We start from the raw sequence: 23,937 nt of genomic DNA on the forward strand, positions 1-23,937 counted from the left end.
CTAGTCTTGCCCGGTGTTCTCGCCCTTTGGAAGCGCAATCTCTGCCCGCAGGCCAATGACCGTTTCGCCCTCGCGCAAATTGGAAAGTGTCAGCGTCCCGCCGTGCTGCTCAGCAATGGCGCGCGCCAGCGTAAGGCCGAGGCCAGCGCCGCCTGTTGCGCGGTTGCGTGAGGCCTCTCCGCGCATAAATGGCTCCATCATTGCCTCAATATCGCCTGCCGGAATTCCGGGTCCCGTATCATCGACGCGCAAGATGATCGCCTCACCCTCTTCGAGGAGAGAGACCTTCGCGCTTTCACCATAACGCAGCGCATTGCCGATCAGATTGCGCAGCGCCCGCTTAAGCCAAGTGACCTGCGCGCGCGCGACAATGCGCGCCGGATCATCGAGCGTGATCGGCTCGCCCAGATCTTCGAATTCTTCCGCCACGCTGGTCGTCAGCGCCGCCAGATCGACATCCTCAAAGCCATTGTTCACCCGGCCAACCCGGGCCAGCACCAGAATGTCGTCCAGCGTCTTGGTGATGTCTTCGATGCTATCCGCCATGCGCGCACGCTGGGTGTCGTCAGGCACGCTTTCAATCCGCACGCGAAGGGCAGCGAGGGGCGTCTTAAGGTCATGGCCAATCGCGCCGAGCATCACGTCTTTCTCGTCCAGCAAGGCGGCAATGCGCGCTTCCATCGTATTATGCGCCGCGATCAATCGCCGCATGTCGCCGGGGCCGCGTTCTTCCAGTTTCACCGCTCGATCGGGCTGCCGAGAGAAGTCCGTGACACGCGTTGTCAGCGCCGCCAGGGGCTGGGTGATCCGCCGCAGCACGAAATAGAGCAGCGCGAACAAAATGGCGAAAATGACGGCGGTTTGCAGCAGGATGGTGCCAATTGCATTGCGCGGCGTGCGCGGATCGGTGACGCGGGCGATCAGCCATCCCGCTTGATCAGCGCGCTCAACGGCGGCGACCAGAATTGTACGTTCTTCCCAGCCAGCTGGGCGCAGTCTCGGCCGATCTTGCACGCGCTCTCTTACGAAAGGATCATCGCCTGCGTTCCGCCGGGTGATTACGATATTGCCTGCCTCTACGTCTTGCTGCGCCAGAATTTCGCGCAGCGCGTTTTCATATTCAGGCAGCCGTGTCTCGCGGGAGCCAATTGGCAATTCTTCATTGTATTCAATGCCTAGTCTAAATGGCCGGGCGAATGGACGGCCTCCGGGTCGGCCTTCGCCGTCAGCGCGGCGGTCTCTTACTGGCAATCCGCGCGCAATCCGATCCGCTCTGCGCGCTTCGCGGCGTTCGGCCCGGCGCGCTTCTCTCTCCGCCAGATCAGGACGCCCGCTTTCCGCCACCAGTTGAAAGGCGAGTTCGCTGACGAGGCCGATTTCACGGCGTTGCTCGGCTGCGCGGTACAGCAAGGCGGCGGATATCGCTTGGCCTGCCATCAGGCCAATCGCCAAAACCAGCATCACTTGGCCCAGCAGGCTTTGAGGCAGCAGGCGTTTCATTCAGGCGTATCGGGCGCAAAGCGGGTGACCTGAGCGGCAAAGCGATAGCCGCCGCCGCGCACGGTCAGGATCAGTTGCGGGTTGCGGCTGTCGGCTTCAATCTTGCGGCGCAGCCGGCTGACTTGATTGTCGACCGCCCGGTCAAACAAATGCGCCTCTCGCCCCTGGACCATGTCGAGCAATTGATCGCGGTCGAGCACGCTGCGCGGATGATCGAGCAAAGCGCGCAGCAAGCGGAATTCGGCGGTAGAGATGGGGACAGTGACGCCCTCTGGATCAATAAGCTTGCGCTTGAGGGGATCGAGAGACCACCCTTCAAAGCCATAGTGCAAATCTTGGGCATCGGTGGGGACGGCGGGCCCGCGGTGCGCGCGGCGCAGGACAGAGCGAATGCGCGCCACCAGTTCGCGCGGCTCGAACGGTTTGACGACATAGTCATCGGCGCCCAGTTCCAGCCCGACGATCCTGTCGGTCGGCTCTCCGCGTGCGGTCAGCAGGATGACCGGCAATTGCTGGGTTTCAACCAGATGGCGGCACAGCGAGAGGCCATCTTCGCCGGGCATCATGATGTCGAGCAAGACGATGTCAGGCTTTGCTTGAAGCAGGGACGCGCGCGCGGCAGCGGCGTTTTCAGATTCGGTAACGGCGAACCCCTGACCGGTCAGATATTCGGCCAGCGGTTCTCGAAGCGTCGCCTCGTCATCGACGAGCAGGATCGATGTGTTTGCCGGATCGGTCATAGTCTGTGCAGGCATGGCGTGCGCCGGCCCGCTGCGCAACTCGTAAGTGAGCGGCGAGCGGGCCGGGCCACATGCTTTGGGTTAAGCCACGGCGCGATCAACGTGATCCGCGGCGTTCCTTACGCTGTTCGCGGCGGGCGTCGCGTTCAGCCTTGCGTTCTTCAGCCGTGATTGTGCCAGACCCATCGGTGTCTACCCGGGCAAACCTAGCCTCTACCGCAGCGTCATATTCGGCGCGGCTAACCGATTGGTCGTTATTGGTGTCGGCCTGACGCATCATGCGCATCATGCGGTCGCCGCCTTTGCGCCCGCCGCGCCCGGCCTTATCGCCGCCGCGCCGGTCACCGCGCCGTGCTTCGCGGTCGCCGCCGCCGCGTTCACCGCGGCGCGCTTCACGCTGCTCGGCACCAGCTGCCAATTCCGCTTCGCTCAGGCCGCCGCTGCCATCGGTATCAAGCCGGGCAAAGCGTTCTTCAGCGCGGTTGCCGCGGCGTTCGCCTCGACGTTCTTCGCGTTCTGCCTGACGAGCCTCGCGTGCTGCAGCCATTTCAGCTTTGGACAGCTCGCCATCATTGTTGGTGTCTGTGGCGGCAAAGCGCTGTGCGCGTTTAGCAGCGCGGTCTTCCGCGTTCAAAACACCGTCAGAATTGGCGTCCATCTTGGCAAATCGCTCTGCGCTCTTCGCCTTCATTTCCTCTAGCGAGACGACACCGTCGCCGTTGGCGTCTGCTTTGCCTTTGCTACCGTGGTGGTCTGCCAAGGCAGCGCCTGCGCCGCCAATACCAAGTGCCAGTGCTGCAGCGGACAATGTAAGGGTGATCTTTTTCATGTTTTTGTTCCTCTTGAATGGTTTATCAAAAGAGTTGCGGCGGCGCACAGGCTAGGCGCTTCAATGGGAGGGTTCAAAGGCCTGCCATAAGCCAGTCTTAGGGGAGAACTTGGCTTATCATGCGGGGGTATGTCGCTTTGCACGTCCACCGCAACTCACAAGACCCCTTCTAGACCGCTTGTGTCGCAGGATTATCTCGGATCGGCCCTAAATTGTCGCGTTTTGTATCAAGCAGCTATGGGCGTTCATCTTGATGAAAGCCGCGTCCAAACCGCTGGCTTAGCGAGGGCGGTGCTCAGTGCCCTCTCCAGCGGTAATGAAGATCGCGGTGGCTTCGTTTGTCACGTCTGCTGTGTGCCAGACACCCGGCGGGTTGATCGCATAATCGCCTGCACCAAGCGGCACTTTTGCCACCTTTCCATCTGGAAACTCCTGGGTCAGCACCATTTCACCAGCGGTGCAGATCACCACTTCGCTGCCTTTGGGGTGCATTTCCCAGACATCCCAATCTTGCGAAAAGCTATATTGTGAGACGAGCCGTCCCTCCGGCCCGTCTTCGCCATGCCGCGCGCCGTAATCGGCATACCATTCCATTCCAGTAAAGGGTGGCTGGGCATGAGCGCTTCCGCCCAATCCCAGATGGATAAAGCTATCGCTCAATTTGCGCGCGGTCATGATGTGCTCCTCCGGCCGAATTCAGCCGCCTTGGGTCATGCAAAAGACGTTGAGCTTATTGCCGTCAGGATCGCGGAAATAGCCAGCGTAAAAGCCATCATCGCCGCGCGGGCCCGGCGCGCCTTCGTCGCTACCGCCCTTCGCCATTGCTACGTCATAAACTGCCTGCACCTTCTCCGGCGTCTCAACTTGTAATGCCACCATAGTGCCATTGCCAGGGGTGGCTTCTTGCTCGTCAAATGGCTTGGTCGCGGCCACGCCCGGCGCGCCGCCCATTGCGCCCCAGGCGATGAATGTCTCAAATTCCATCATCCGGCCAACGCCAAACTGCTCTGCAATGGCGTCATAAAACTCCGCCGCGCGCGGCAGATCATTGGTTCCCAGGGTTACATAGCCGATCATAATTGTTCCTCCTCAAAAGTGCGCGTATCGGCTCAGTGCCAATGCGACTCGATAGATGGAACATTATAGGAACAAGGGGCCGCTCGCAAGCGCGCTAAATTCGCCTTTGGATACCGCCGGTTACAGCGGCGCGCATTCCCGTTCCAGCCATGCAAGGTCTTCGCCATCCAGCTGCGGCGCTAGCAAAGCGCGCACCTGCTCGTGATAGCTGTCGACCCATTTGATCTCGCTTTGTGTGAGCAGCGCCTTGTCGATCAGTTTGCGATCGAGCGGCACAAAGGTAAGCGTTTCAAAGCCGAGGTAGGTGCCCTCTGCGCGTTCGATTGCACGTTCCTCTACCAGCACCAGGTTCTCGATCCGAATGCCAAAGGCATCGGGTTTATAATAGCCCGGCTCGTTGGAGAGGAACATGCCAGCGTGCAGCTCGTGATTTGTGCCCGCCTGCCCGCCCAATGGCTTGGCAATGCGCTGAGGCCCCTCATGCACGGCGAGGAAGCTGCCAACGCCGTGGCCGGTGCCATGGGCATAATCGACCCCAGCCTCCCACAAATATTGCCGCGCGAGCACATCCAATTGCCCGCCGCTGGTGCCCTGCGGGAATACCGCCTGCGCAATCTGGATATGCCCTTTCAAAACGCGCGTGTTGCGGTCACGCATTTCCTCGCTCGGCTGAGCGCTGCCATCAGCGGTGCCGATCCATACTGTGCGGGTGATATCGGTCGTGCCGTCGGAATATTGCCCGCCGGAATCGACCAGATAAATGCTGCCCGGCGGGATGGTGATATTGCTATCCTCATCCACCTTATAATGCGGCAGTGCGGCATGGCCGGCGGCAGCTGAAATCGTGTCGAAGGAAAGATCGCGCAGACCGCTGTGCTGGCGGCGAAACTCTTCCAGCTTTGCTGCTGCGCTGAGCTCGTCCACCTCGCCGCTAGGCGCTGTCACCTCCAGCCAGCGCAGGAAGCGGGCAACCGCCGCCCCGTCGCGGGCCTGAGCATCGCGGTGCCCCTGCTGTTCGACCGGGTTCTTGATCGCTTTGGCAAGGATAGTCGGGTCGGCTTTCATCGCCACTTTCGCGCCCGCTTTGGTGAGGGTCTGGGCAATGGCCGCCACCCCGAAATTGGGGTCCACGCTCACGCTTTTGCCGCCCATTTCGCTGAGCGCCGCGCTAAACTCATCGCGCGCGCGAATCGTCACTGCATTGCCTAGGTGCTGTGTCAGTTCTGGGGTGACCTTCTCAGGCGCAATAAACAGCTCGGCGTGTCCATCTGCATGGGCGACCAGATAGGACAATGCGACCGGCGTATGCGTCACATCTTGGCCGCGAATATTGAGCAACCAGGCAATCGAATCGAGCGCGGATACCACCAGCGCATCATGGCCGTTCTCTTTCAGCCAATCGGCGATTTGCGCGCGCTTTTCTGCTGAGTTTGCGCCCGCATGAGCATCCTCATGGGCAATCGCGGGGGCGAGCGAGGGCTCTGGCTGATCCTGCCACACGGCATCAATCGGATTGCCGCTGGTGGCGACGAGTTCCAGCCCGCTGTCTTTTAGCTGCGCGCCGGTCTGCTTCGCCCAGCCTGCCGTATGCAGCCATGCGTCATAACCGATTTTCGCGCCTTGCTCGGCGTGTTTGGCCAGCCACGCGGTGAAGCTGTCGCCCGGAATGCTGCAATATTCATACAGCGCGCCGTCTACCTGATCGCGGACCTGCACGGTATATCGGCCATCCACGAACATTGCGGCATGATCGAGCGTGACCACCGCAAAACCGGCCGATCCGCCAAACCCGGTGAGCCAGGCGAGCCGCTGAGCATAGTCGCCGACATATTCGCTCATATGCTCATCGGAAATGGGCACGACAAAGCCAGTAAGATCGCGGCGCTTCAATTCCTCGCGCAGGGCAGACAGGCGGGCTTCGTGGGTTTGCATCAGCATTTGGTCGTTTCCTAAAGGGCCATGCGCTTGCGACGCGCAATCGTTCGGCTATGACAATAGCATAGTGTGCGGCGCGCGGTGTTTAAAGCGCTGCGATAATTTGGCAAAGGATCGGCTCTATCCATGGCAAGCATGCGTATGCCCTCGCTTTCGAGCGTGTCAGCCTGCGGGCTCACGCTGGCAATCGCGCTGGCCGCCCTGCCGACCCAATCCGCTCAGGCCCAATCTGCCCAGTTAACGACCCAAGAGGACCAATCCAACGTGACCAGTGAAATGGGCCAGTCGGCCCCTACCTCTCCGCCGATAGCGGAAAAGCGCGAACACACATTCACCCATCACGGGATCACGGTTTCTGATCCCTATCACTGGCTCAAAGACCCATCCTATCCGGTGATCGATGATGAAGATGTGCTGGGTTATGTGAAGGCGGAAAACGCTTGGTTTGAGGCAAATATGGGCGCTCAGGCGGGCCTGACTGAGGCGCTGTTCACCGAAATGCGCGCGCGCATCAAGGAGGACGACAGCACGGTTCCGCAAAAGGATGGCGACTACCTCTATTGGTCAGAGTTTGAAGAGGGCGCGCAGTACCGCAAGCATTATCGCAAAGCAGTGGCCGGTGGGGACGCGGCAGAGGCGCATCTTATTCTGGACGAGAACGTGCTGGCCGAAGGGCTGGAGTACTTCCGCCTTGGCGCGGCATCGATCAGTCAGAATGGCCGTTTCCTTGCCTATTCCACCGACACCAGCGGAGCAGAACGCTACACCGCGCGGATCAAGGATTTGCAGACTGGCGAGCTGCTGCCTGAAGAAATCCCGAACCTGCGCAGCGGCCTGACCTGGGTCGCGAATGACACAGCGCTGGTTTACGGCCCTTCGAGTGAAGAATGGCGCACGCTCGAAGCAAAATTGCACATCATCGGCACGCCATCGGAAGAGGACGTTGTGCTCTACAAGGAAGCCGATGAGAGCTTCTCCGTCGGCACCGGCCTAACCGCACAGGAAGACTGGCTGGTGATCGCCAGCGGCGACAATGAGACCAGCGAAGTGCGGCTGGTACGCGCGGACAACCCGACCGGCGAACAGATCCTCGTGAAGGCGCGGCAAAAGGGCGTCGAATATTCCGTCGATGTTCGCGATGGCGAGCTGTTCATTTGGACCAATGATGAGCACATCAATTTCCGCCTGGCCAAGGCGAGCATTGATGCGCCGGGCACTTGGGAAACAGTGATCGCGGGTTCAAACGAGTTCTACCTCACCGATTTTGAGCTGTTTAAGGACTTCTTCGTGACCGAGGGGCGTTTGAACGGCCTCGATCAGATCCAGCTGCGACAATATGATGCGCCGACGGTGGTCAAGCCAATCTCCTTCCCCGAGGCGAGCTATAACGCCGGGCTGTCCAACAATCCTGAGTATGATGTGTCGAAACTGCGCCTGTCATACGAGAGCATGGTCACCCCGGATTCGGTCTATGATTACGATGTGGCGAGCGCTGGGCTAACACTGCTGAAGCAGCAGGAAATCCCAAGCGGTTATGACGCCAGCCTGTACGCAACAGAGCGGCTGGAGGTTGAGGCCCGCGATGGCACGATGGTGCCGGTCAGCATCGTCTATCGCAAAGACCGTAAGGATTTGCTTGCCGCGCAAGGGGTGGAAGGCCCTGGTCCGCTCCACCTCTATGCTTACGGTGCCTATGGCTATGCCGTGCCGCCGGGCTTTTCGACCACGCGCCTCAGCCTGGTTGATCGCGGTTTTGCCTATGCCATCGCCCATATCAGAGGCGGTGATGATCTGGGGCGGCGCTGGTATCTTCAGGGCAAGCTGAATGAGCGCACCAACACCTTCAACGATTTCGTCGATGTCGGCCGCGGGCTGATCGCTCAGGGCTACACCGCAGAGGGCAAAGTGACCGCCAGCGGCGGTTCCGCTGGAGGCGAATTGATGGGCGCGATCATCAATCAGGACCCGGCCCAATATGGCGCCATCGTCAGCCATGTGCCGTTCGTTGATGTGCTGAACACCATGCTGGATGAGAGCCTGCCTCTGACGCCAGGCGAATGGCAGGAATGGGGCAACCCAATCGAGAGCAAGCAGGCTTTCGCCTATATCCTCAGCTACTCACCCTATGATCAGGTGACGGCTCAGGATTACCCGCCGATGCTGGTGACAGCGGGCCTCAACGATCCGCGTGTCACCTATTGGGAGCCAGCCAAATGGGTCGCCAAGCTGCGCGACACCAAGACCGACGATAACATCCTGCTGATGAAGACGAATATGGGCGCTGGGCATGGCGGCCAATCGGGCCGGTGGAATTCCTTGCGCGAAACGGCGGAGGAGTTCGCTTTCATCCTGTGGCAGATAGGGATGACGGATGAGGCAACGGAAAAGGCGGGCAATTGAGCGAGCAACCGCGCGGCCAAGTGACTGGAAAGTTCGCCCGCACCTACATCGCTGAGCCGCAGCACATTGACGAGCTTGGTCATGTGAACAATTCGGTCTGGGTCCAATGGATTCAAGACCTTGCAACCACGCATTGGGAGGCAGCGGCTGACCCTGCGCATGTCGAGGCGTTCTTTTGGGTCGTGATCCGGCATGAGATTGATTATCGCGGCAACATTGCCGAGGGCGAGAGCTGCGAAGGCACCACCTGGATTCCAGATGGTGCCAAAGGGGCGAAGTCAGACCGTCTGGTCGAATTCCGTAATAGCGAGGGCAAGCTGCTAGTTGCGGCGCGCACCACATGGGCCATGCTCGACCGCCAAAGCCAGCGTCTTGCGCGGGTCCGCCCAGAAATTATGGCGCCATTTCAACCGGACAATATCTAATGACATCTGCACTTTTTGAACCTTTGACGCTGCCGAATGGCACAGTCCTGCCCAATCGCATTTGCAAGGCGGCGATGGAGGAGAACCTGGCGGTCCAACCCGGCCAATCGCCGGGTGAGAAGCTGTTTGGTCTGTATCAGCAATGGGCGGACGGCGGCTCGGGTCTGATCCTGTCAGGCAATGTCATGGTTGACCCATCGGCGCTCACTGGGCCGGGCGGCGTTGTCCTGCAAAACGGCACTGATCTTGCCCCGTTCAAGCATTGGGCAAAGCTCGCCAAATCAGGCGGAGGTCAATTCTGGCTTCAGATCAGCCATCCGGGCCGCCAGCTGTACAAAAGCCTTGGTGAAACCGCTGTTTCGCCGTCCGGCATCGAGCTTAACCTGGGCAAGTTTTCCTCGCTATTTGCGCCCGTCCGCGCGCTCGAGGCGGATGAGATAACGGCGATCATCACCCGCTTTGCCGACACCGCAGAGCTGGCCGAGGCGGCGGGCATTGACGGCGTTCAGATCCACGGCGCACATGGCTATTTGGTCAGCCAGTTTCTCTCACCGCTGACCAATCAGCGCAGCGACGAGTGGGGCGGCAGTTTGGAAAACCGCGCGCGTTTTCTACTCGCAATCGTCGATGCAGTCCGCGCTCGGGTGAACAAAGGCTTTGGCGTTGGGATCAAGCTCAATTCTGCAGACTTTCAGCGTGGCGGGTTCGAATTCGAAGATGCGCGGCAGGTCGTTCAATGGCTGAAAGGGCGCGGTATCGACTTTGTGGAGCTGTCCGGCGGCTCTTATGAAAGCCCGGCGATGCAGGGTAATCCGCAGGAAGAAGCGCCCAGCAGCTCGACCGAAAAGCGCGAGGCCTATTTCGTCGATTTCGCCCGCGATATTGCAAAGGTCGCCGACATGCCGATCATGGTGACGGGCGGGATCACAAAGCTGGACGTGGCCGAGGCGGCGCTGGCGCTGGATGAAAACGGGTTTGGTGTTGAGCTGCTCGGCATTGCCCGCGCTCTGGCCGCTGATCCTGCACTGCCCAACCATTGGCAAACCAAACAGAACGCTGATGTGAAACTGCCAGAGGCCAATTGGTCGAACGATACGCTGAAAGCGCTGGCGACAATGGCGCTGACCAAGGCGCAATTGGAAAACATGGCCAAGGGTAAGCCCCCGGGCGATGGCGGCTGGCCGGTTAAGGCATTGCTGGCCGATCAATGGCGCGCGGCGCAGCGGGCCAAACGCTACCGCGCTTGGCGAACATCGAGCGCCAACTAGGCCGCGCTCTGCCGGGTGCGTCGTTTTGGCGAGCCAGCAAACAGGGTTAGCCGCTCATAACTCATGCGGTTTCGGCCCGCAGCCTTCGCTTCATACAGCAATATATCCGCGCGGGCGTACATGTCGTGGAAGGTCATCATGGTCGTGTCATGGCGCGGCAATTCGATCAGGCCCATGCTGGCGGTGACCGGCATATCCAGCCCCTGAACCTCGTGCATGATGCGCACTGGAATGGCCTCGCGAAATGCCTCGGCACGTTGGCGCGTGTTCTTGCCGCGCAGCAGGATCACAAACTCTTCGCCGCCCAGACGCACCGCAATGGAATCGCGGTTTTCGCCGCCGCGAATGGCCTCCGCACAGGCGGTTAGAGCGGCATCGCCGATCTGGTGACCAAACTTGTCATTGACCTGTTTGAAGCGATCGAGATCAAGCAAGGCGAAGGTGTCAAATCCCTGCTCGCGCAGGTCGTCAAAGCGCGTTTCCACCGCCCGGCGGTTGAGCAGTCCGGTCAGCGGGTCATGCTCTGACAGGTGGGTGAGCTCGCGCGCATCACGCAGCGCGCGGTCGCGTTCGCGGCGGATTTGCAGGAAGCGGTCGGCCACACCCAGCGCCGTGCCAATGCCCTCTGACAGGATGCCGATGTAGAAAATCGGCAGCGCGTCTTGTTGCACGCCGAGCGGGAAGACGTGGGTCACGATCTGGATGAAGGTCGCCAAGAACATCGGCGCCCAACCCAGCAATTGGAACTTTACCGAACGGCTGCCGCGGCGCCACGCGTCGATTAAGGTCATGACCAGAACGATGATCGGTATCGCCATGCTGAAGGAATGGAAGTTCCCGCCAAGTGGCCGAAGCACGTCGAAAGATGCGGCGTGGATGATGCTGACCGCAATCGTCCAAACCGCTGCATAGGGAATGATGCGATGGAGCTTGGCCGAGATTTTGCCCGGTTCAATAAAGCTGCGGGTGAACATCAGCGCCACCGCCACGCCCAAACCCATGCTCATAATCAGGCTGACGCGCAGAAACTCCGCGCTCATCGGCATCAGCAGGCCAAACAGATTGGCCCGCGTCGCGATCATCACAGCGAACACCACCGAAAGAGCAATGTGCCAGGCGAGGAAGGATTGGCGCAGAACCAGCAAAAACGCGCCATCGAGCGCGATTGGGATCAGCAGCACGCCGATCAATGCGGCCAATGCCAGCAAGACTGCGATATCGCTCTCACTTAGGCCCGGCGCTTCATCAATCAGCTTCGCCCGGGTCAGCGTTGGCCCATGACCATTGCCGGTAAAGGCGGCCAGCACTTGGCGCGGCGGCGCGGCGCTGCTCGGCAGGTCGGTGTAGATGTATGGAGAGCCAATCGCGCTGTGCATATCAGCGAGTGTTTTCGTCTCATATGTCCACTGACCGCTGGCATCTTGCACTGCCAGATCGAGCTGATCAAAATGGCCGAGCCGCGTGTAAAGCACTCGCGGAGCCTTTTCGCCATCAGCGACATCGAACCGCAAGGTCCAATCGCCGCCAGCGGGCTCATTGGTTAAGGGGTTGCAATTCCAGTTCTGCTTGTCGTGCGCAGCAGTGTTAACCTTTGGGGCGTCGCCAGACGCGTCGACCAACACACCTGAAACAATGCAGGGCGCACGCGTTTCCGCCGCTACAGCAGGGGATATGCCCAGCGCAGCGACCAGCGCAAAAATCAGCGCCAACAGAAAATGATTAACACCCACCCGCATTACGCTACGTTAACTACGGTGAAACCCCTTAGAGCAGGTTAAAATCTTGTAAGAAAATCCGACGTTTGTTTGGCCGCGCAGAAATACCCGCGAGTGTTGGTTTGAAGGCTCTATGATCGAGGAGAGGTGGGGCGCTTGTTACAGTCAGCTATACCGCACCACCGTATCATTCGCCCTGTTGAAAAGTTACGACGCCTATTGTCACTAATCCGTCGCATAACGGTCATAGGGGCGTCTCGAATCTGTAAAGGTTAGGGAACCCGATGATACGTAACGTTTCACTTATTGCACTCGCTGGCGCCATGGTGGCCTCCGCCCCTGCCGGCGCCCAAGACAGCGGTGATTTGCGCGAAGAAATGGCGCAAATGCGCGCGCAAATGGCGGCAATGGCCGCTCGCATTGATCAGCTTGAAGGCGAGCTGGAAGATGTCGAAGCAGAGGCTGTTGCGGCAAAGGCTGAGGCGCAATCTGCCGGAACAGCGATCGCTGCGGTTCAAGAAACCCAGAAAGAGCAAGACACAGCCAGCATCGAATTTAAAGGCACACCTCAGATTGAGGCCGATGGCGGCTGGAGCTTTAAGCCGCGCGGGCGGCTGCAATATGATGCCGGGTTCATCAACGCGCCGGATTCTACCGGAGCCGAAGAAGGCTTTGGTAATGATGTGCGCCGCGCGCGTCTCGGCATTTCTGGCGATATGCCGGGCGGATTTGGCTATAAGTTCGAAGTTGATGTGGCCAACAGCGACCTCACCGTCACCGATGCGATCATTTTGTACGAAGCGGGCGATGTTGATATTCAGGTCGGCCAGTTCAACAATTTCCAAGGTCTGGAAGAGCTGACCAGCAGCCTGCACACCTCTTTCATTGAGCGTGCAGCCTACACCGATGCGTTCAACTTCATCCGCCGGGTCGGCGTTGGCGTCACTTATGGTGCTGGCGATGTTCTGGTTCAGGGCGGCGTGTTCACCGACAATATGGACCGCCTCTCCAACCAAAATTGGAGCGCCGATGGCCGCGTGGTCTACATGCCAAAGCTCGGCGATGCTCAGCTGCACCTTGGCGGATCGCTGCATTATCGCTCTTATGAAGATGACAGCACGGTTCGCTATCGCCAGCGTCCGCTCGTTGGCTTCACCAGCGAACGCTTCATCAACACCGGCAATCTGGACGCAGAGAGCGAGACTGGCTTTGGCCTAGAAAGCGCAATCATCTCTGGCCGCTTCCACGCGGTCGCAGAGGGCTATTGGCAAAACCTTGAAATGCCAGTGGGTATGGATGATCCAAGCTTCTTCGGCGGCTATGCCGAGGTTGGCTATTTCCTGACCGCTGGCGACACTCGCGGCTATAAAGGCGGCAAGTTTGACCGCACCAAGCCAGCCAATCCGGTTGGCGAAGGCGGCATGGGTTCGCTCCAGATTAACGCCCGTTATGACCGGCTGGATCTCAACAACAGCGGGATCTTTGGCGGCACGCAGGACGGGTACTTTCTATCGCTGGTGTGGAAGCCAACCGATTACACCATGCTGCTCGCCAATTATGGCCGCTTGCAGTACAATGATGCCGTTCTGCCAACGGCAACGGGCGATACGTCTTACGGGGTCGATGCCTTTGGCGTTCGCGCTCAGATCGACTTTTAATTTCGCGGCGGCGGCATGGCGCGGCGCGCATCTGCGCTTCGCCTGCCGCTGTCATAAGCATGTCACACAGGCCGCATAGCGCGCCTTTGAATTCTTCTATCAAGGACCTTCCTGATGAAACTCACGAAAACAATTGCATTCTCTCTTATGGCCTCCGTCGCAGTCGCTGGTTGCAGCGAAAGCGGAGGCGGCGCTGGCGGCTCGCGCGATTCTATCCGCGCGGTTGGCTCTTCGACGGTTTATCCGTTCGCTAAGCAAGTGGCTGAAAGCTTCGCTCGCTCAAACCCTGATTACAAATCACCATTGATCGAATCGACCGGTTCCGGCGGCGGCATCAAGCTGTTCTGCACCGGCGAAGGCGCCGACACACCGGACATGGTCAACGCATCGCGCCGCATGAAGGTTAGCGAGTTTGAAACCTGCGCATCGAATGGCGTCAATGACATCATCGAACTGCAAGTTGGCCTCGACGGTATTGCTTTTGCCTCTGCGCAAAATGGCATCTCGCTGCAATTGACGCCAAAGATCGTCTACGAAGCGCTGGCGAAAAACCCATATGGCGGTGAACAAACCGCCAAGACCTGGGCCGATGTTGACCCATCGCTGCCTGCGGAACCGATCCTCGTTTACGGCCCGCCATCAACCTCTGGCACGCGCGACGCGCTGAAGGAATTGGTGCTTGAAGCTGGCTGTGACAGCAATCCAGAAATGGACGCGCTGAAGGCAGAAGACGAAGACAAGCATCAGCAAGTATGCACCGAAGTGCGCAGCGACGGCGCCTATGTTGACCAGAGCGAGCAGGACAATCTGATCGTTCAAAAGATCGAGAATGATCCGGGCGCGGTTGGCGTGTTCGGCTTCTCTTACCTTGAAGAGAACGCGGACAAGGTCAAAGGCCTGCCGATGAACAATGTCGATCCAACCTATGACAACATCGCCAGCTTCGCTTATCCCGGTGCGCGTCCGCTCTATGTTTACGTGAAGAAAAACCACATGAACGCGATCCCAGGCCTCGACCTGTATCTCGCTGAATGGGTCAAGAACTGGAAGGCTGACGGCCCGCTTGCCAAGATCGGCCTGGTCGCATCGCCAGCCGACACGATGGCAGCAAACGAAGCGCGGGTAACCGACCTTCTGACACTGACCAAGGCTGAGCTGGAAGCGCCAGCAGGCGAGTAATCAGCAACACAATATGCGCTTGGGGCGCGGTCTGGCATGACGCCGGGCCGCGCCCTTTGTTTTTGAGGTGGAGCGCCGCTTAGACTGGCCGCAGCCGCCCTTTATAATGGACCAGATTGCCGATCAGCGGCAGGGCCATGGCCACATCGAAAATGAAGTCTTCGCCATCCTGGGTCTCGCTGGCCTGTACGCGCGGCGCGAGCATCATTGGCATGGGAATGCCAAAGGCGGTCCAGCGGATGATCTGCATCTCCAGCCCTTCGTCGCTAACCGGTAGGTTGAAAGTAAACCGCATAGGGCCAAAGCGCTCGGTCAAATGGCCGCCCACCTCGGCCAGAACACTGTGAAAGCGGCGTCCACTGAAATCGCGGATCCATTTTTCGCGGCCGTGATCCTCGCGAAATTCAAGGTGCAGCTGGTGTTCTCCGGCCTCTGGAAAGCGGATGATTGCGGCAATCATCCGGGCGAAAATGTTTGTACCGCGCGTGACCGTGGCGCTGCCCTGCGCGCCAGCATCCCCGCAAACCATATGCAGGTCTCGCACGGCCTTGGGCAGATGCTCGAAGCTATCGCCCAGCACTCGTTTGTAGAGCGGAATGTAGCGCTCCGCGCTGGTGTCCGTCTCCAATTCAAGTTCGCCAAACAGCGGCTCAAATTGCGCTAGGCTTAGTTCTTGGTGGGCCGCTCTTGCGCCAGCGGGAACTTCTCCCTCTGCCAATGCATTGGCCAGCAATTGCGCGGCGAACACAGGGATTTCCGGCCCGTTTCCATCCCGTGCAATCAAATGCCAAGTGCGTTTCTCAAAGCCATCGGAGCTTTTGACGCACGCGCGCACCGTCATAAAGCTGTTGCCGTCGGAAAATCGCTGGGTGAGCTTTTGTAGCGGCAGCAACAGCCCGCGCAGTCCAACCAAAGAACGCAGCCAGCCCCAGCGCACCGTCCAGCTGAGCAGCCACATGGCAATCACTTGGAAGCCGAATTCCGGCCCGGCGCTGAACCGCGTCGCGGGCTTTCCGGGCAGAGAAGCGGGGACTAGATCAAGATCGGGCACATCGGCCAGAGCCACTAGCCGTGAGATGCGCGCGCCGTCCTTCGCCTTTAGCCTTATTCGCTCCACCTGCTGCCAGCCATGAGAGGTGCCCCACCGCTGGCCCTGCCAGAGGCGCAGCTTTTGACCCACGTAAGACAGGATTGCGGAAGCGACCGAAGTGCCTGCGCTGGCCTTGTCAGAAGCGCTAATCGCCATGTCGACCCGCGTGACGGCCTCGCAATCTTGGGTGAGGTCGCGCAGCACCGCGCCAGACAGCGCGGGAACGCTGGAGGCCCCTGAAATCACGGCGACGGCCGCATCCCGCGCTCGCGCGTCCATCGAACTGATGCCGGTCACAAATGCGCGCGCATCGGCAAGGTCGAGATAGTGCACGCCGAGAGCGCAGCAGGCCTCGGGCACCCGGTTGTCACTGTCTTGAAACGGCCCGGCTGCGTCTATGAGCAGAAAGGGGCTGTGCGCTTTAAGGCTTGGGGCGATGTCGCCGCTGCGATCAAGCTGAACTCCAGAGGCGGACTGTAAGGTGCTCGCCATTGCATTGGCTTTCTCGGCGTTCCTACCCGCAATGATGAGGTGCCAACCATCTGCGTCCAATCGGCGCGCGAGCCGCGCTCCAAACCCGCCATAGCCGCCGATTATCAGCGCGCTCTTCACAGCATGCGGTCCCGCAAATGTTCTGGCGGCAGCCAGCAGGTGTCGCGCTTCCCGAAAATCTTATAGCGATTGCGCGCGATCAGGCGGTAGACCGGGTCGCGCAGCGCGCGCGGGAATATGCGCAGCACTTTGGCCGCTTTCCACGGCCAGCCCAGCCCTTCGTAAATTGCGATCACGGCATCGCTGTCGCGACGGGCTGTGTCCCCTTCGACGACGATGATTGTGTCGGGATCGCTAGGGTCAATGCCGAAGCGCCGAAACAGATTGGCACCGGCATCGCTTTGCATGGAGGCGAGGCGGAAACGAGCCGCGTGGTCGAACTTCAGGACGAAGCGCGCATTGGCTGAGCACAGCACGCATTCAGCATCGAACAGGATGATCGCATGGTCGCGCTCGCCCGGCTGCATGGTTTTATCGGGCATGGTCAGCCGCCCTAGAGCGGGTTGCCGTCCTGATCGCGGTAAATCTCGCGCCGGCCGACATGGTTTGCCGGGCCGACCAGGCCTTCGCTCTCCATCCGCTCAATCCATTTCGCCGCCGTGTTGTAGCCGACGCCCATTTGCCGTTGCAGCCACGAACCGCTGGCCTTTTGCGCTTCAAACACTGCCTGGCAGGCTTGGCGATATTTGCGCTCGGCCGGATCATCGCTGGCGGTCATCTCGTCTTCAAAGGCGAACCCGCCGCCGTCTTCTGGCTCTTCGGTAACCGCATCGACATAGTCAGGCTTGCCCTGAGCGCGCCAGAAATCGGCCACCGCTTCGACCTCTTCGTCCGATACGAACGGGCCGTGGACCCGGATCATCGCACCGGTGTTCGGCTTGTACAGCATGTCGCCTTTGCCCAGCAGCTGCTCTGCGCCTTGCTCGCCCAGAATGGTGCGGCTGTCGATCCGGCTGGTGACCTTAAAGCTGATGCGGGTCGGCAAGTTGGCTTTGATCACACCGGTGATAACATCGACCGATGGGCGCTGGGTTGCCATGATCAGGTGGATACCCGCGGCGCGCGATTTCTGGCTGAGGCGCTGGATCAGAACTTCGATCTCTTTGCCCACGGTGACCATCAAATCGGCGAGCTCGTCGACGATAATCACGATCAGCGGCAATGGCTCGTAATCGAGCTGTTCTTCTTCATACAGCTCTTCGCCGGTTTCCGGATCAAATCCGGTCTGCACCCGGCGGCCCAGCGGCGTGCCCTTGGCGGCAGCCGCGCTGACTTTCTCGTTGAAATTGCCGATATTGCGCGAATTGACCGAGGACATCATGCGGTAACGCCGCTCCATCTCTTCCACCGCCCATTTGAGCGCGCGCACGCTCTTATGCGGCTCTGTCACCACGGGGGATAGCAAGTGCGGAATATCATCGTAGCTTGCGAGTTCCAGCACCTTGGGGTCGATCAGGATCATCCGGCATTCGGCCGGTGTGAAGCGGTACAGGAGCGAGAGCAGGATACAGTTGAGGCCAACCGATTTACCCGAGCCAGTGGTGCCCGCGACCAGCAAGTGCGGCATGGCGGCAAGATCGGCGATGATTGGCTCACCGGCGATATCCTTACCCAGGATCATCGGCAGTGCGCCCTTGCTTTCAGCAAAGTCCGCGCAGGCGGCGAGCTCTTTCAGCATCACCATTTGGCGGTCTGCATTGGGCAGCTCAATGCCCATCACGGTTTTACCCGGGATCGGCGAAACGCGGGCCGAAATGGCGGACATGTTGCGCGCGATATCTTCGGCCAGGCCAACCACGCGGCTGGCCTTGATACCCGGTGCAGGTTCCAGCTCGTACATGGTGACGACGGGGCCAGTGCGAACGGCAGTGATCTCGCCCTTCACATTAAAATCGTCCAGCACGTTTTCGAGCAGGCGCGCATTGCGCTCCAGCGCCAGCTTGTCGAGCTTGGGCGCGAAATCCTCCGGCGGCGGGGTGAGCAGATCGAGGCTTGGCAGATCGTAGGTCGCGAACATGTCGCGCTGCTTCGTCTTGGCCATGGCCGCGCGCTTGGGCGGGGCGGATGGATCGGTGATCTCCGGCGCGCGGCGCGGGGACGGCTCAATGACCGGCTCGGCCTTGTCCTTACCCTTGGCTTTGGCCTTTTTCGGCTCTCCAGAAAGCTTTGGCAGCGACAGGTCCGGCCCGTCGGGCAGGGCTCCAAAGCCGGGTACGCGCGCGAGCAATTTGCCCCGCACAAAGTCTGGCAAGGTCAGCAGCGCCCGCCAATCAATCGCGAAGATACGGGTGAGCAGCGCAACACCGGCGGCGAGCGAGGCGAGCGCCAAGCCAAGGATGACCCAGCCCTCTGCGCCTTCGCCAAACCTTGCAGCGACGGCTTCGATTGCGGAGGCTCCGAGCAGGCCTGAAACTCCGCCCAATTGCGCAGGCAACGTGCCGCCGGTCCCGTCAAAGGCAAGCGAGAGCACGGTTGAGAGCAGGACCATTGCGATCAGCAACAGCCCGGTCGGCAGCCACCAGCGCGTGGTCTCTTCTTCATCGCCATTTTCAACATCGAGCCATAATTTGCGCGCCGAAATATAGAGCAGTGGCAAGAGCAGGATCGCGGTCAGGCCAAATGCGAATAGCACCCGGTCGGCTGCCCATGCGCCCCATACGCCCATCCAATTGGCGACTTCATTGGCCGCGGCGGCGGTTGAGGGGCTGGGGTCGGTTTGCGTGTAGCTGGCGAGTGAGAGCGAGAGAAAGCCGAGCGTCCCGATCAGCGCGGCCGCGCCTGTCATCTGCGCAAAGCGGCGCATCGACCGGCGGAATGCGGCCCGCCAGTCAGGATTGGCTTTTCTGGTGTTGATGGCCCGTGTCGCCATATTCTCGCGTCCTTTGAATTGGTGGCCCAAGAATCGCAGAGCGAGGACTCGGGGTCAAGCCAAGAGCGATAGTGCGGTGAAACTGTTGGAGGGCGCGGGCGGTGGAGGCCAGTGCCTATTGCTTCAAGATAGCCCGTCGATCGCGGCCCAGCGGACCGGACGATTGCGGTATACAAGCCGTTTAGCGCGCTGAGCGTTCATCCCGCCGAGCGCGATCACGGGCGCTTCGCAATACTGGCTAAGGCGCTGAAAACGAGCGGTTCCAAGCACTTTGCCGCCGGGATGGGATCGGGTGGGGAACACCGGTGAGAGCAACACCGCGTCCGCGCCAAAGCGGTTCGCAAGGCCGATTTCATGGAGGTCATGTGCGGTGGCGAGATGCAGCATGTCTCTGCGGCGCGGAGTCAATGAACGGGGCGGGCCATAGATGCCATCCGCGCCCCATTCCCGCGCAGTTAAAGCGCTATCGGCCAAAATGACCACATGCCCGCGCGCCTTTGCGACTATGCGCAGCGCGCAAAACCGCGCCCATCGGGCCGGATCATCCAAGTGATAATGACGATAGATAAACCCGCTGCCGCGCGGCAATGCGCTAAGGGCCTGCTCCAGCCCAGTATCATTGCGCGCATCAGAAATGAGCCACAAATTGGGCAAGCCGGCAGCGATGGTCTGGTGTGACGCCATGGCTCCGCTATAGCGCGGGCAAAGGACAAGACGATATGGAAATAGCTCAAACCCCGCTTGGCGAAGTGCAGGCCAAAATTGCCAAAATGTGCAAGATCGCCCGGCGCGAGACCGAGGATGTGACCCTGATCGCGGTCAGCAAAACCCATCCGGCGGAGCGGATTGTACCGCTGCTGGAAGAGGGGCAGCGCGTGTTTGGTGAAAACCGCGTGCAAGAGGCGCAGGACAAATGGCCCGCCTTGCGTGAGCAATATCCCGATGTCGAACTGCATCTGATCGGCCAATTGCAATCGAATAAGGCGGAGGACGCGGTGGAATTGTTCGACTGTATCCACGGCCTTGATCGGGCGAGCCTGCTGAAGGCTTTGGCCAAGGCGATGGAAAAGACGGGCCGGAAAGTACCGTGTTTTATTCAGGTCAATATTGGCGCCGAAGAGCAAAAGGGCGGCTGCGCTATTGCCGATGTGCCGGATCTGCTCGCCAAGGCGCGCGAGGCTGGTATTCCGGTCGCGGGCCTTATGTGCTTGCCGCCAGCGGACATTGAGCCTGCGCCGTTTTTTGCGCTGCTCCATAAGCTCGCGCAGGACAATGGCCTTGCTGGTCTCTCCATGGGGATGAGTGGCGATTATGAGACGGCGGTGCAATTGGGCGCGACGCATGTTCGCGTCGGCACGGCTCTGTTCGGTGCGCGCGGGGGCTAAAGCTTCATGAGTGCCGCGGAGCCTGATGATCTTTCCGAGCTAAAGGCCTTCGGCGCCGACTGGCTGGGGCCGCTTGGCGCGGTGGCGGATGTCCGTTTTGAATATGCATCGCGAGAGGAATGCTTTGATGCGCCCAGCGTGATTGCCGACAGGTTCGTCGCTCAATTTGGCTTCAAACAAATCGGCTTCAATTGGGAAATGCTCGATGCGAGCGCTGAGGCCAGCGGAGCGAGAGCTGCGATGACAGTTATGTCGGACGCGTTTGAGCGCGAGATGGTTCAGCGGCAACAATGGCTAGGCATGGGGCGCGCGCGGGCCTGTGCAAACGCGTTCATCAACGCCCTTGAACCAGCGCAGCGCACCATTCTGAGCAATCGGTTCGACGGGCTCTGGAACCCGATTTCTGACGCGACCTTTGAATGGGCTTTCGTCGGTTTTGATAGCCGCAAGATCGCACTGCTATTGGTGATGGCGCGCGGGTAGTTTGGTGAGGCTACGACGCCCAGACCAAGACGGTCTCAAACCTTTTCCAATTCGCGCTGTTTCTTATCACTGGCGGCTTCCAGCAGAGCGCTGCGAATTTCATTCAGCCGCTCTTTTGCCGTTACCTTGGCACCGGTCAAATCGGTGACGTAGAACGTATCCGCCACCCGCTCACCATAGGCGGTGATATGGGCTGATTGGACGATCAGGTTCGATTGATACAGCGCATGGGCCAAGCGGTTGAGCAAAGCTGGGCGATCGCGCGCGGTCACCTCGATCAGGGTGAAGCGGCCAGAGGCCTCGTTGTCGAAATTGACGCGCGGAGCGACAGAAAACGCCTTGGATTGGCGATGCGGCAGCGGGCGAGCGGCGAGTTTTGGCACCAAAGAGGTTTTGCCGGTCAGCGCGTCAGTGATCGCGGTCTTCAAACGGGCAATCTGGGTCTCTTCGCTAAACGCTTGGCCATGCTGGTCCTGGACCAAGAAATTATCGACCGCATAGCCGCTTTTCGCGGTGTGGATGCGGGCATCGATAATGTTCGCCCCAGCTAGGTGAATGCCGCCAGCAATGCGGTAAAACAGGCCCGCATCATCGGCTGCGATAACGCTGACGAGAGTGGCACCGCGTTTCTCATAGACCTCGCAATGGATTGATAGGTGATCTTCGATTTTGCGAGCCACGTCATATTGCACGAGATTGAGCGCGATGATGTCTTCGGGCTCTGCTATCCAATAGGCATCGCCCAGCAGATCGCCGACTTCCTCGACCAGCGCCGATTTTTCACCCAGCAATTCGCTCGCCGCTGCTTTCTTGGCCGCGACGCGTTCCTTGCGGCCATGGCGCATATGGCCAAGTCGCAGGCGCTCTTGCGCACCGTCAAACAATTCGCCGAGCAGCTGACCCTTCCAACTGTTCCAAGTGCCGGGGCCAACCGCGCGAATGTCGACTGCGGTCAGGATCGCGAGATTGCGCAGACGCTCCAGGCTTTGCACTTCGGCCACGAAGGTCTCGATGGTCTGCGGGTCGGTGAGGTCGCGTTTCTGCGCGGTGGAGCTCATCAGCAGATGTTGCAGCACCAGCCACGCAACCAGTTCGGTCTCTTCCTCGTCCAGGCCAAAGCGTGGACACAGCTCTTCGGCCACTTCCGCGCCCAGCACCGAGTGATCGCCGCCGCGCCCCTTGGCGATGTCATGCAGCAGCACCGCAACATAGAGCGCGCGGCGCGATTTTAGCTTGTGAATGATCCGCGTGGCGCGCGGATGGTCATCCTTCAGCTCACCCTTCTCGATTTTGTTGAGCAGGCCAATCGCGCGGATCGTGTGCTCGTCGACGGTGTAGTGGTGATACATGTCGAACTGCATCTGAGCATTGACCCGGCCAAAATCGGGCACAAAGCGTCCGAAAACGCCCGCCTCATTCATCCAGCGCAGCACAGTCTCAGGATCATTGCGCCCGCCGAGCAGCGACAGGAACAGTTCATTGGCGCGTTTATCCCGGCGGACCGCGCGATTGATCAGGCGGCTGTCCCGGTCGGCCTGACGCATGGTTTCGGGATGAACCTCAAGACCCTCAGCCTCAGCCAGCTGGAACAGCTCAATCAAGCGCACCGGATCATCGCGGAACCACTTGTCGTTTGGGGCCTTAATCTTGCCGCCGAACACAGTGTAGCCTTTGAGCGTACGAGACTTTTGACCCCATCCGGCAAAGAAGCCGCTGGCGGCGCGCTTTTTCGCGAACTTCTGGTCAAGGTGAGCGAGGAAGACGCCGGTCAGGCTGCCCACGCGTTTCGCTTGAAGGAAATAGAATTGCATGAAGCGCTCAACCGCGCTCTTGCCTGGCCGATCGGCGAAATTCATTCGCTCCGCCACTTGGCGCTGCAGATCAAAGGTTAGCCGGTCCTCGGGCCGGTCGGTGAGATCGTGCATGTGGCACCGCACCGCAAGTAGATAGCCTTCTGCGCGGCGGAAACTGCGATATTCTTGCCGCGTCAACAGGCCGACATCGACCAGATCGGCGGCGTTGCGGGCGCGGTGGATATATTTGCCGATCCAATAGAGCGTTTGCAGATCGCGCAGGCCGCCTTTGCCCTCTTTGATATTCGGTTCCACGACATAGCGGCTGTTGCCCATCCGCTTGTGCCGCTCGTTGCGCTCGTCGAGTTTCTGAGTGAGGAATTGCCGCTCGCTTCCGCTGACAACCTCGCTCCAGAAACGGGCGCTCAGCTCATCATAAAGCTGCTGGTCGCCCCAGATAAAGCGCCCTTCGAGCAATGCGGTGCGGATCGTCAGGTCCTCCTTCGCCATGCTCATCGTGTCGGAAATTGTGCGGCTGGAATGTCCGACCTTCAGGCCCAGATCCCACATCAGATAGAGGATCGCCTCGATCACCTGCTCGCACCAGGGCGCGCGTTTCATCGGGGTGATAAAGGCGATATCGACATCGGAATGCGGAGCCATTTCTGCGCGGCCATAACCGCCGACCGCCAGGATCGAGAGCCGTTCAGCGGTGGTGCGATTGGCGATCGGGTAGACATGGACCGTCACGTAATCGTGGATCACGCGGATCAATTGATCGATCAGGAATGAATGTCCGTGAACGCATTCATAGCCTGCAGCGGGTTTTTGCTTAAGCCGCTCAGACAGCTCCGCGCGGCCTGCGTCCAAGGCGCTGCGCAGCGCCTCGACAATCTGCATGCGAGCATCAGCGCCGTGCTCCTGAGCCAGAGCAGCAATTTGCTCCGCCAGGAGGCGGCGATCGACGATTGCGCGCTGCCGGGGCACGCGCGGCGTCTTCGCGGGACCGGGCACAGCCGTCATGTTTTATGCAGCGTGC

General features: G+C 59.9%; 19 protein-coding genes. 7 read left to right on the plus strand and 12 right to left on the minus strand.

Features of this window, described 5'->3' with window-relative positions; all coding sequences use genetic code 11:
- The 6 genes from AC0V6V_RS09840 to AC0V6V_RS09865 all read right to left on the minus strand — a co-directional run bounded on the left by AC0V6V_RS09840 (position 1) and on the right by AC0V6V_RS09865 (position 6,084).
- On the minus strand, positions 1–1,500 hold the full coding sequence (locus AC0V6V_RS09840; RefSeq protein ID WP_486165204.1) for a sensor histidine kinase: 1,500 nt from the start codon (positions 1,498–1,500) through the stop codon (positions 1–3).
- A complete protein-coding gene (locus tag AC0V6V_RS09845; RefSeq protein ID WP_486166081.1) occupies positions 1,497–2,240 on the minus strand; it encodes a response regulator in 744 nt (247 codons plus the stop codon). Before AC0V6V_RS09845 ends, AC0V6V_RS09840 begins: the two co-directional genes overlap by 4 nt.
- A gap of 97 nt (positions 2,241–2,337) precedes the next feature.
- Positions 2,338–3,069 carry a hypothetical protein gene (locus AC0V6V_RS09850; RefSeq protein ID WP_486165205.1) on the minus strand — a complete coding sequence of 244 codons (732 nt, stop codon included), beginning with the start codon at positions 3,067–3,069 and terminating at the stop codon, positions 2,338–2,340.
- A gap of 279 nt (positions 3,070–3,348) precedes the next feature.
- Complete coding sequence (locus AC0V6V_RS09855) at positions 3,349–3,744, minus strand: cupin domain-containing protein (protein WP_486165206.1); 396 nt, start codon at positions 3,742–3,744, stop codon at positions 3,349–3,351.
- A 21-nt stretch (positions 3,745–3,765) separates the two neighbouring features.
- Complete coding sequence (locus AC0V6V_RS09860; protein ID WP_486137589.1) at positions 3,766–4,146, minus strand: VOC family protein; 381 nt, start codon at positions 4,144–4,146, stop codon at positions 3,766–3,768.
- Between the two features lie 120 nt (positions 4,147–4,266).
- Positions 4,267–6,084 (minus strand): aminopeptidase P family protein, encoded by a 1,818-nt coding sequence (locus tag AC0V6V_RS09865; protein ID WP_486165207.1) that lies wholly within the window; start codon positions 6,082–6,084, stop codon positions 4,267–4,269.
- Between the two features lie 123 nt (positions 6,085–6,207).
- On the opposite strand from AC0V6V_RS09865, the gene AC0V6V_RS09870 reads away from it, so the two are divergent.
- Genes AC0V6V_RS09870 through AC0V6V_RS09880 form a run of 3 tightly spaced genes read left to right on the plus strand, consistent with a single transcriptional unit; the run spans position 6,208 to position 10,174 of the window.
- Positions 6,208–8,481, plus strand: a complete 2,274-nt coding sequence (locus AC0V6V_RS09870) for a S9 family peptidase (RefSeq protein ID WP_486165208.1) — start codon at positions 6,208–6,210, stop codon at positions 8,479–8,481.
- A gap of 20 nt (positions 8,482–8,501) precedes the next feature.
- A complete protein-coding gene (locus tag AC0V6V_RS09875) occupies positions 8,502–8,906 on the plus strand; it encodes an acyl-CoA thioesterase (RefSeq protein WP_486166082.1) in 405 nt (134 codons plus the stop codon).
- The gene (locus AC0V6V_RS09880) at positions 8,906–10,174 is read left to right on the plus strand and encodes an NADH:flavin oxidoreductase/NADH oxidase family protein (protein ID WP_486165209.1); all 1,269 of its coding nucleotides are present in this window, start codon (positions 8,906–8,908) and stop codon (positions 10,172–10,174) included. The genes AC0V6V_RS09875 and AC0V6V_RS09880 overlap by 1 nt, the downstream gene beginning before the upstream one ends.
- Here the strand turns inward: AC0V6V_RS09880 and AC0V6V_RS09885 are convergent.
- Positions 10,171–11,883: a GGDEF domain-containing protein gene (locus AC0V6V_RS09885; protein ID WP_486166316.1), complete on the minus strand. Its 1,713-nt coding sequence runs from the start codon at positions 11,881–11,883 to the stop codon at positions 10,171–10,173. The two genes, AC0V6V_RS09880 and AC0V6V_RS09885, sit on opposite strands and share 4 nt — an antisense overlap.
- Before the next feature lie 290 nt (positions 11,884–12,173).
- On the opposite strand from AC0V6V_RS09885, the gene AC0V6V_RS09890 reads away from it, so the two are divergent.
- Both AC0V6V_RS09890 and AC0V6V_RS09895 read left to right on the plus strand, forming a co-directional pair.
- Positions 12,174–13,547: an OprO/OprP family phosphate-selective porin gene (locus AC0V6V_RS09890; protein WP_486166317.1), complete on the plus strand. Its 1,374-nt coding sequence runs from the start codon at positions 12,174–12,176 to the stop codon at positions 13,545–13,547.
- A 114-nt stretch (positions 13,548–13,661) separates the two neighbouring features.
- Positions 13,662–14,726: a substrate-binding domain-containing protein gene (locus AC0V6V_RS09895; protein WP_486165212.1), complete on the plus strand. Its 1,065-nt coding sequence runs from the start codon at positions 13,662–13,664 to the stop codon at positions 14,724–14,726.
- Between the two features lie 79 nt (positions 14,727–14,805).
- Here AC0V6V_RS09895 and AC0V6V_RS09900 read toward each other — a convergent pair whose 3' ends face one another.
- From AC0V6V_RS09900 to AC0V6V_RS09915, 4 genes are all read right to left on the minus strand, one after another.
- A complete protein-coding gene (locus tag AC0V6V_RS09900; protein WP_486165213.1) occupies positions 14,806–16,428 on the minus strand; it encodes a saccharopine dehydrogenase family protein in 1,623 nt (540 codons plus the stop codon).
- The gene (locus AC0V6V_RS09905) at positions 16,425–16,850 is read right to left on the minus strand and encodes a thiol-disulfide oxidoreductase DCC family protein (RefSeq protein WP_486165214.1); all 426 of its coding nucleotides are present in this window, start codon (positions 16,848–16,850) and stop codon (positions 16,425–16,427) included. Before AC0V6V_RS09905 ends, AC0V6V_RS09900 begins: the two co-directional genes overlap by 4 nt.
- Positions 16,851–16,861: 11 nt before the next feature.
- Positions 16,862–19,237 (minus strand): FtsK/SpoIIIE family DNA translocase, encoded by a 2,376-nt coding sequence (locus AC0V6V_RS09910; RefSeq protein WP_486165215.1) that lies wholly within the window; start codon positions 19,235–19,237, stop codon positions 16,862–16,864.
- 123 nt (positions 19,238–19,360) lie between these two features.
- The gene (locus AC0V6V_RS09915; protein WP_486165216.1) at positions 19,361–19,921 is read right to left on the minus strand and encodes a thiamine phosphate synthase; all 561 of its coding nucleotides are present in this window, start codon (positions 19,919–19,921) and stop codon (positions 19,361–19,363) included.
- A 35-nt stretch (positions 19,922–19,956) separates the two neighbouring features.
- On the opposite strand from AC0V6V_RS09915, the gene AC0V6V_RS09920 reads away from it, so the two are divergent.
- Positions 19,957–20,622 carry a YggS family pyridoxal phosphate-dependent enzyme gene (locus AC0V6V_RS09920; protein ID WP_486165217.1) on the plus strand — a complete coding sequence of 222 codons (666 nt, stop codon included), beginning with the start codon at positions 19,957–19,959 and terminating at the stop codon, positions 20,620–20,622.
- 6 nt (positions 20,623–20,628) lie between these two features.
- A complete protein-coding gene (locus AC0V6V_RS09925; RefSeq protein ID WP_486165218.1) occupies positions 20,629–21,105 on the plus strand; it encodes a hypothetical protein in 477 nt (158 codons plus the stop codon).
- A gap of 35 nt (positions 21,106–21,140) precedes the next feature.
- Here AC0V6V_RS09925 and AC0V6V_RS09930 read toward each other — a convergent pair whose 3' ends face one another.
- Positions 21,141–23,921 carry a [protein-PII] uridylyltransferase gene (locus tag AC0V6V_RS09930; protein ID WP_486165219.1) on the minus strand — a complete coding sequence of 927 codons (2,781 nt, stop codon included), beginning with the start codon at positions 23,919–23,921 and terminating at the stop codon, positions 21,141–21,143.
- Positions 23,922–23,937 lie beyond the last annotated feature (16 nt).

The sequence above is a fragment of the Erythrobacter sp. S249 genome (assembly GCF_057364975.1).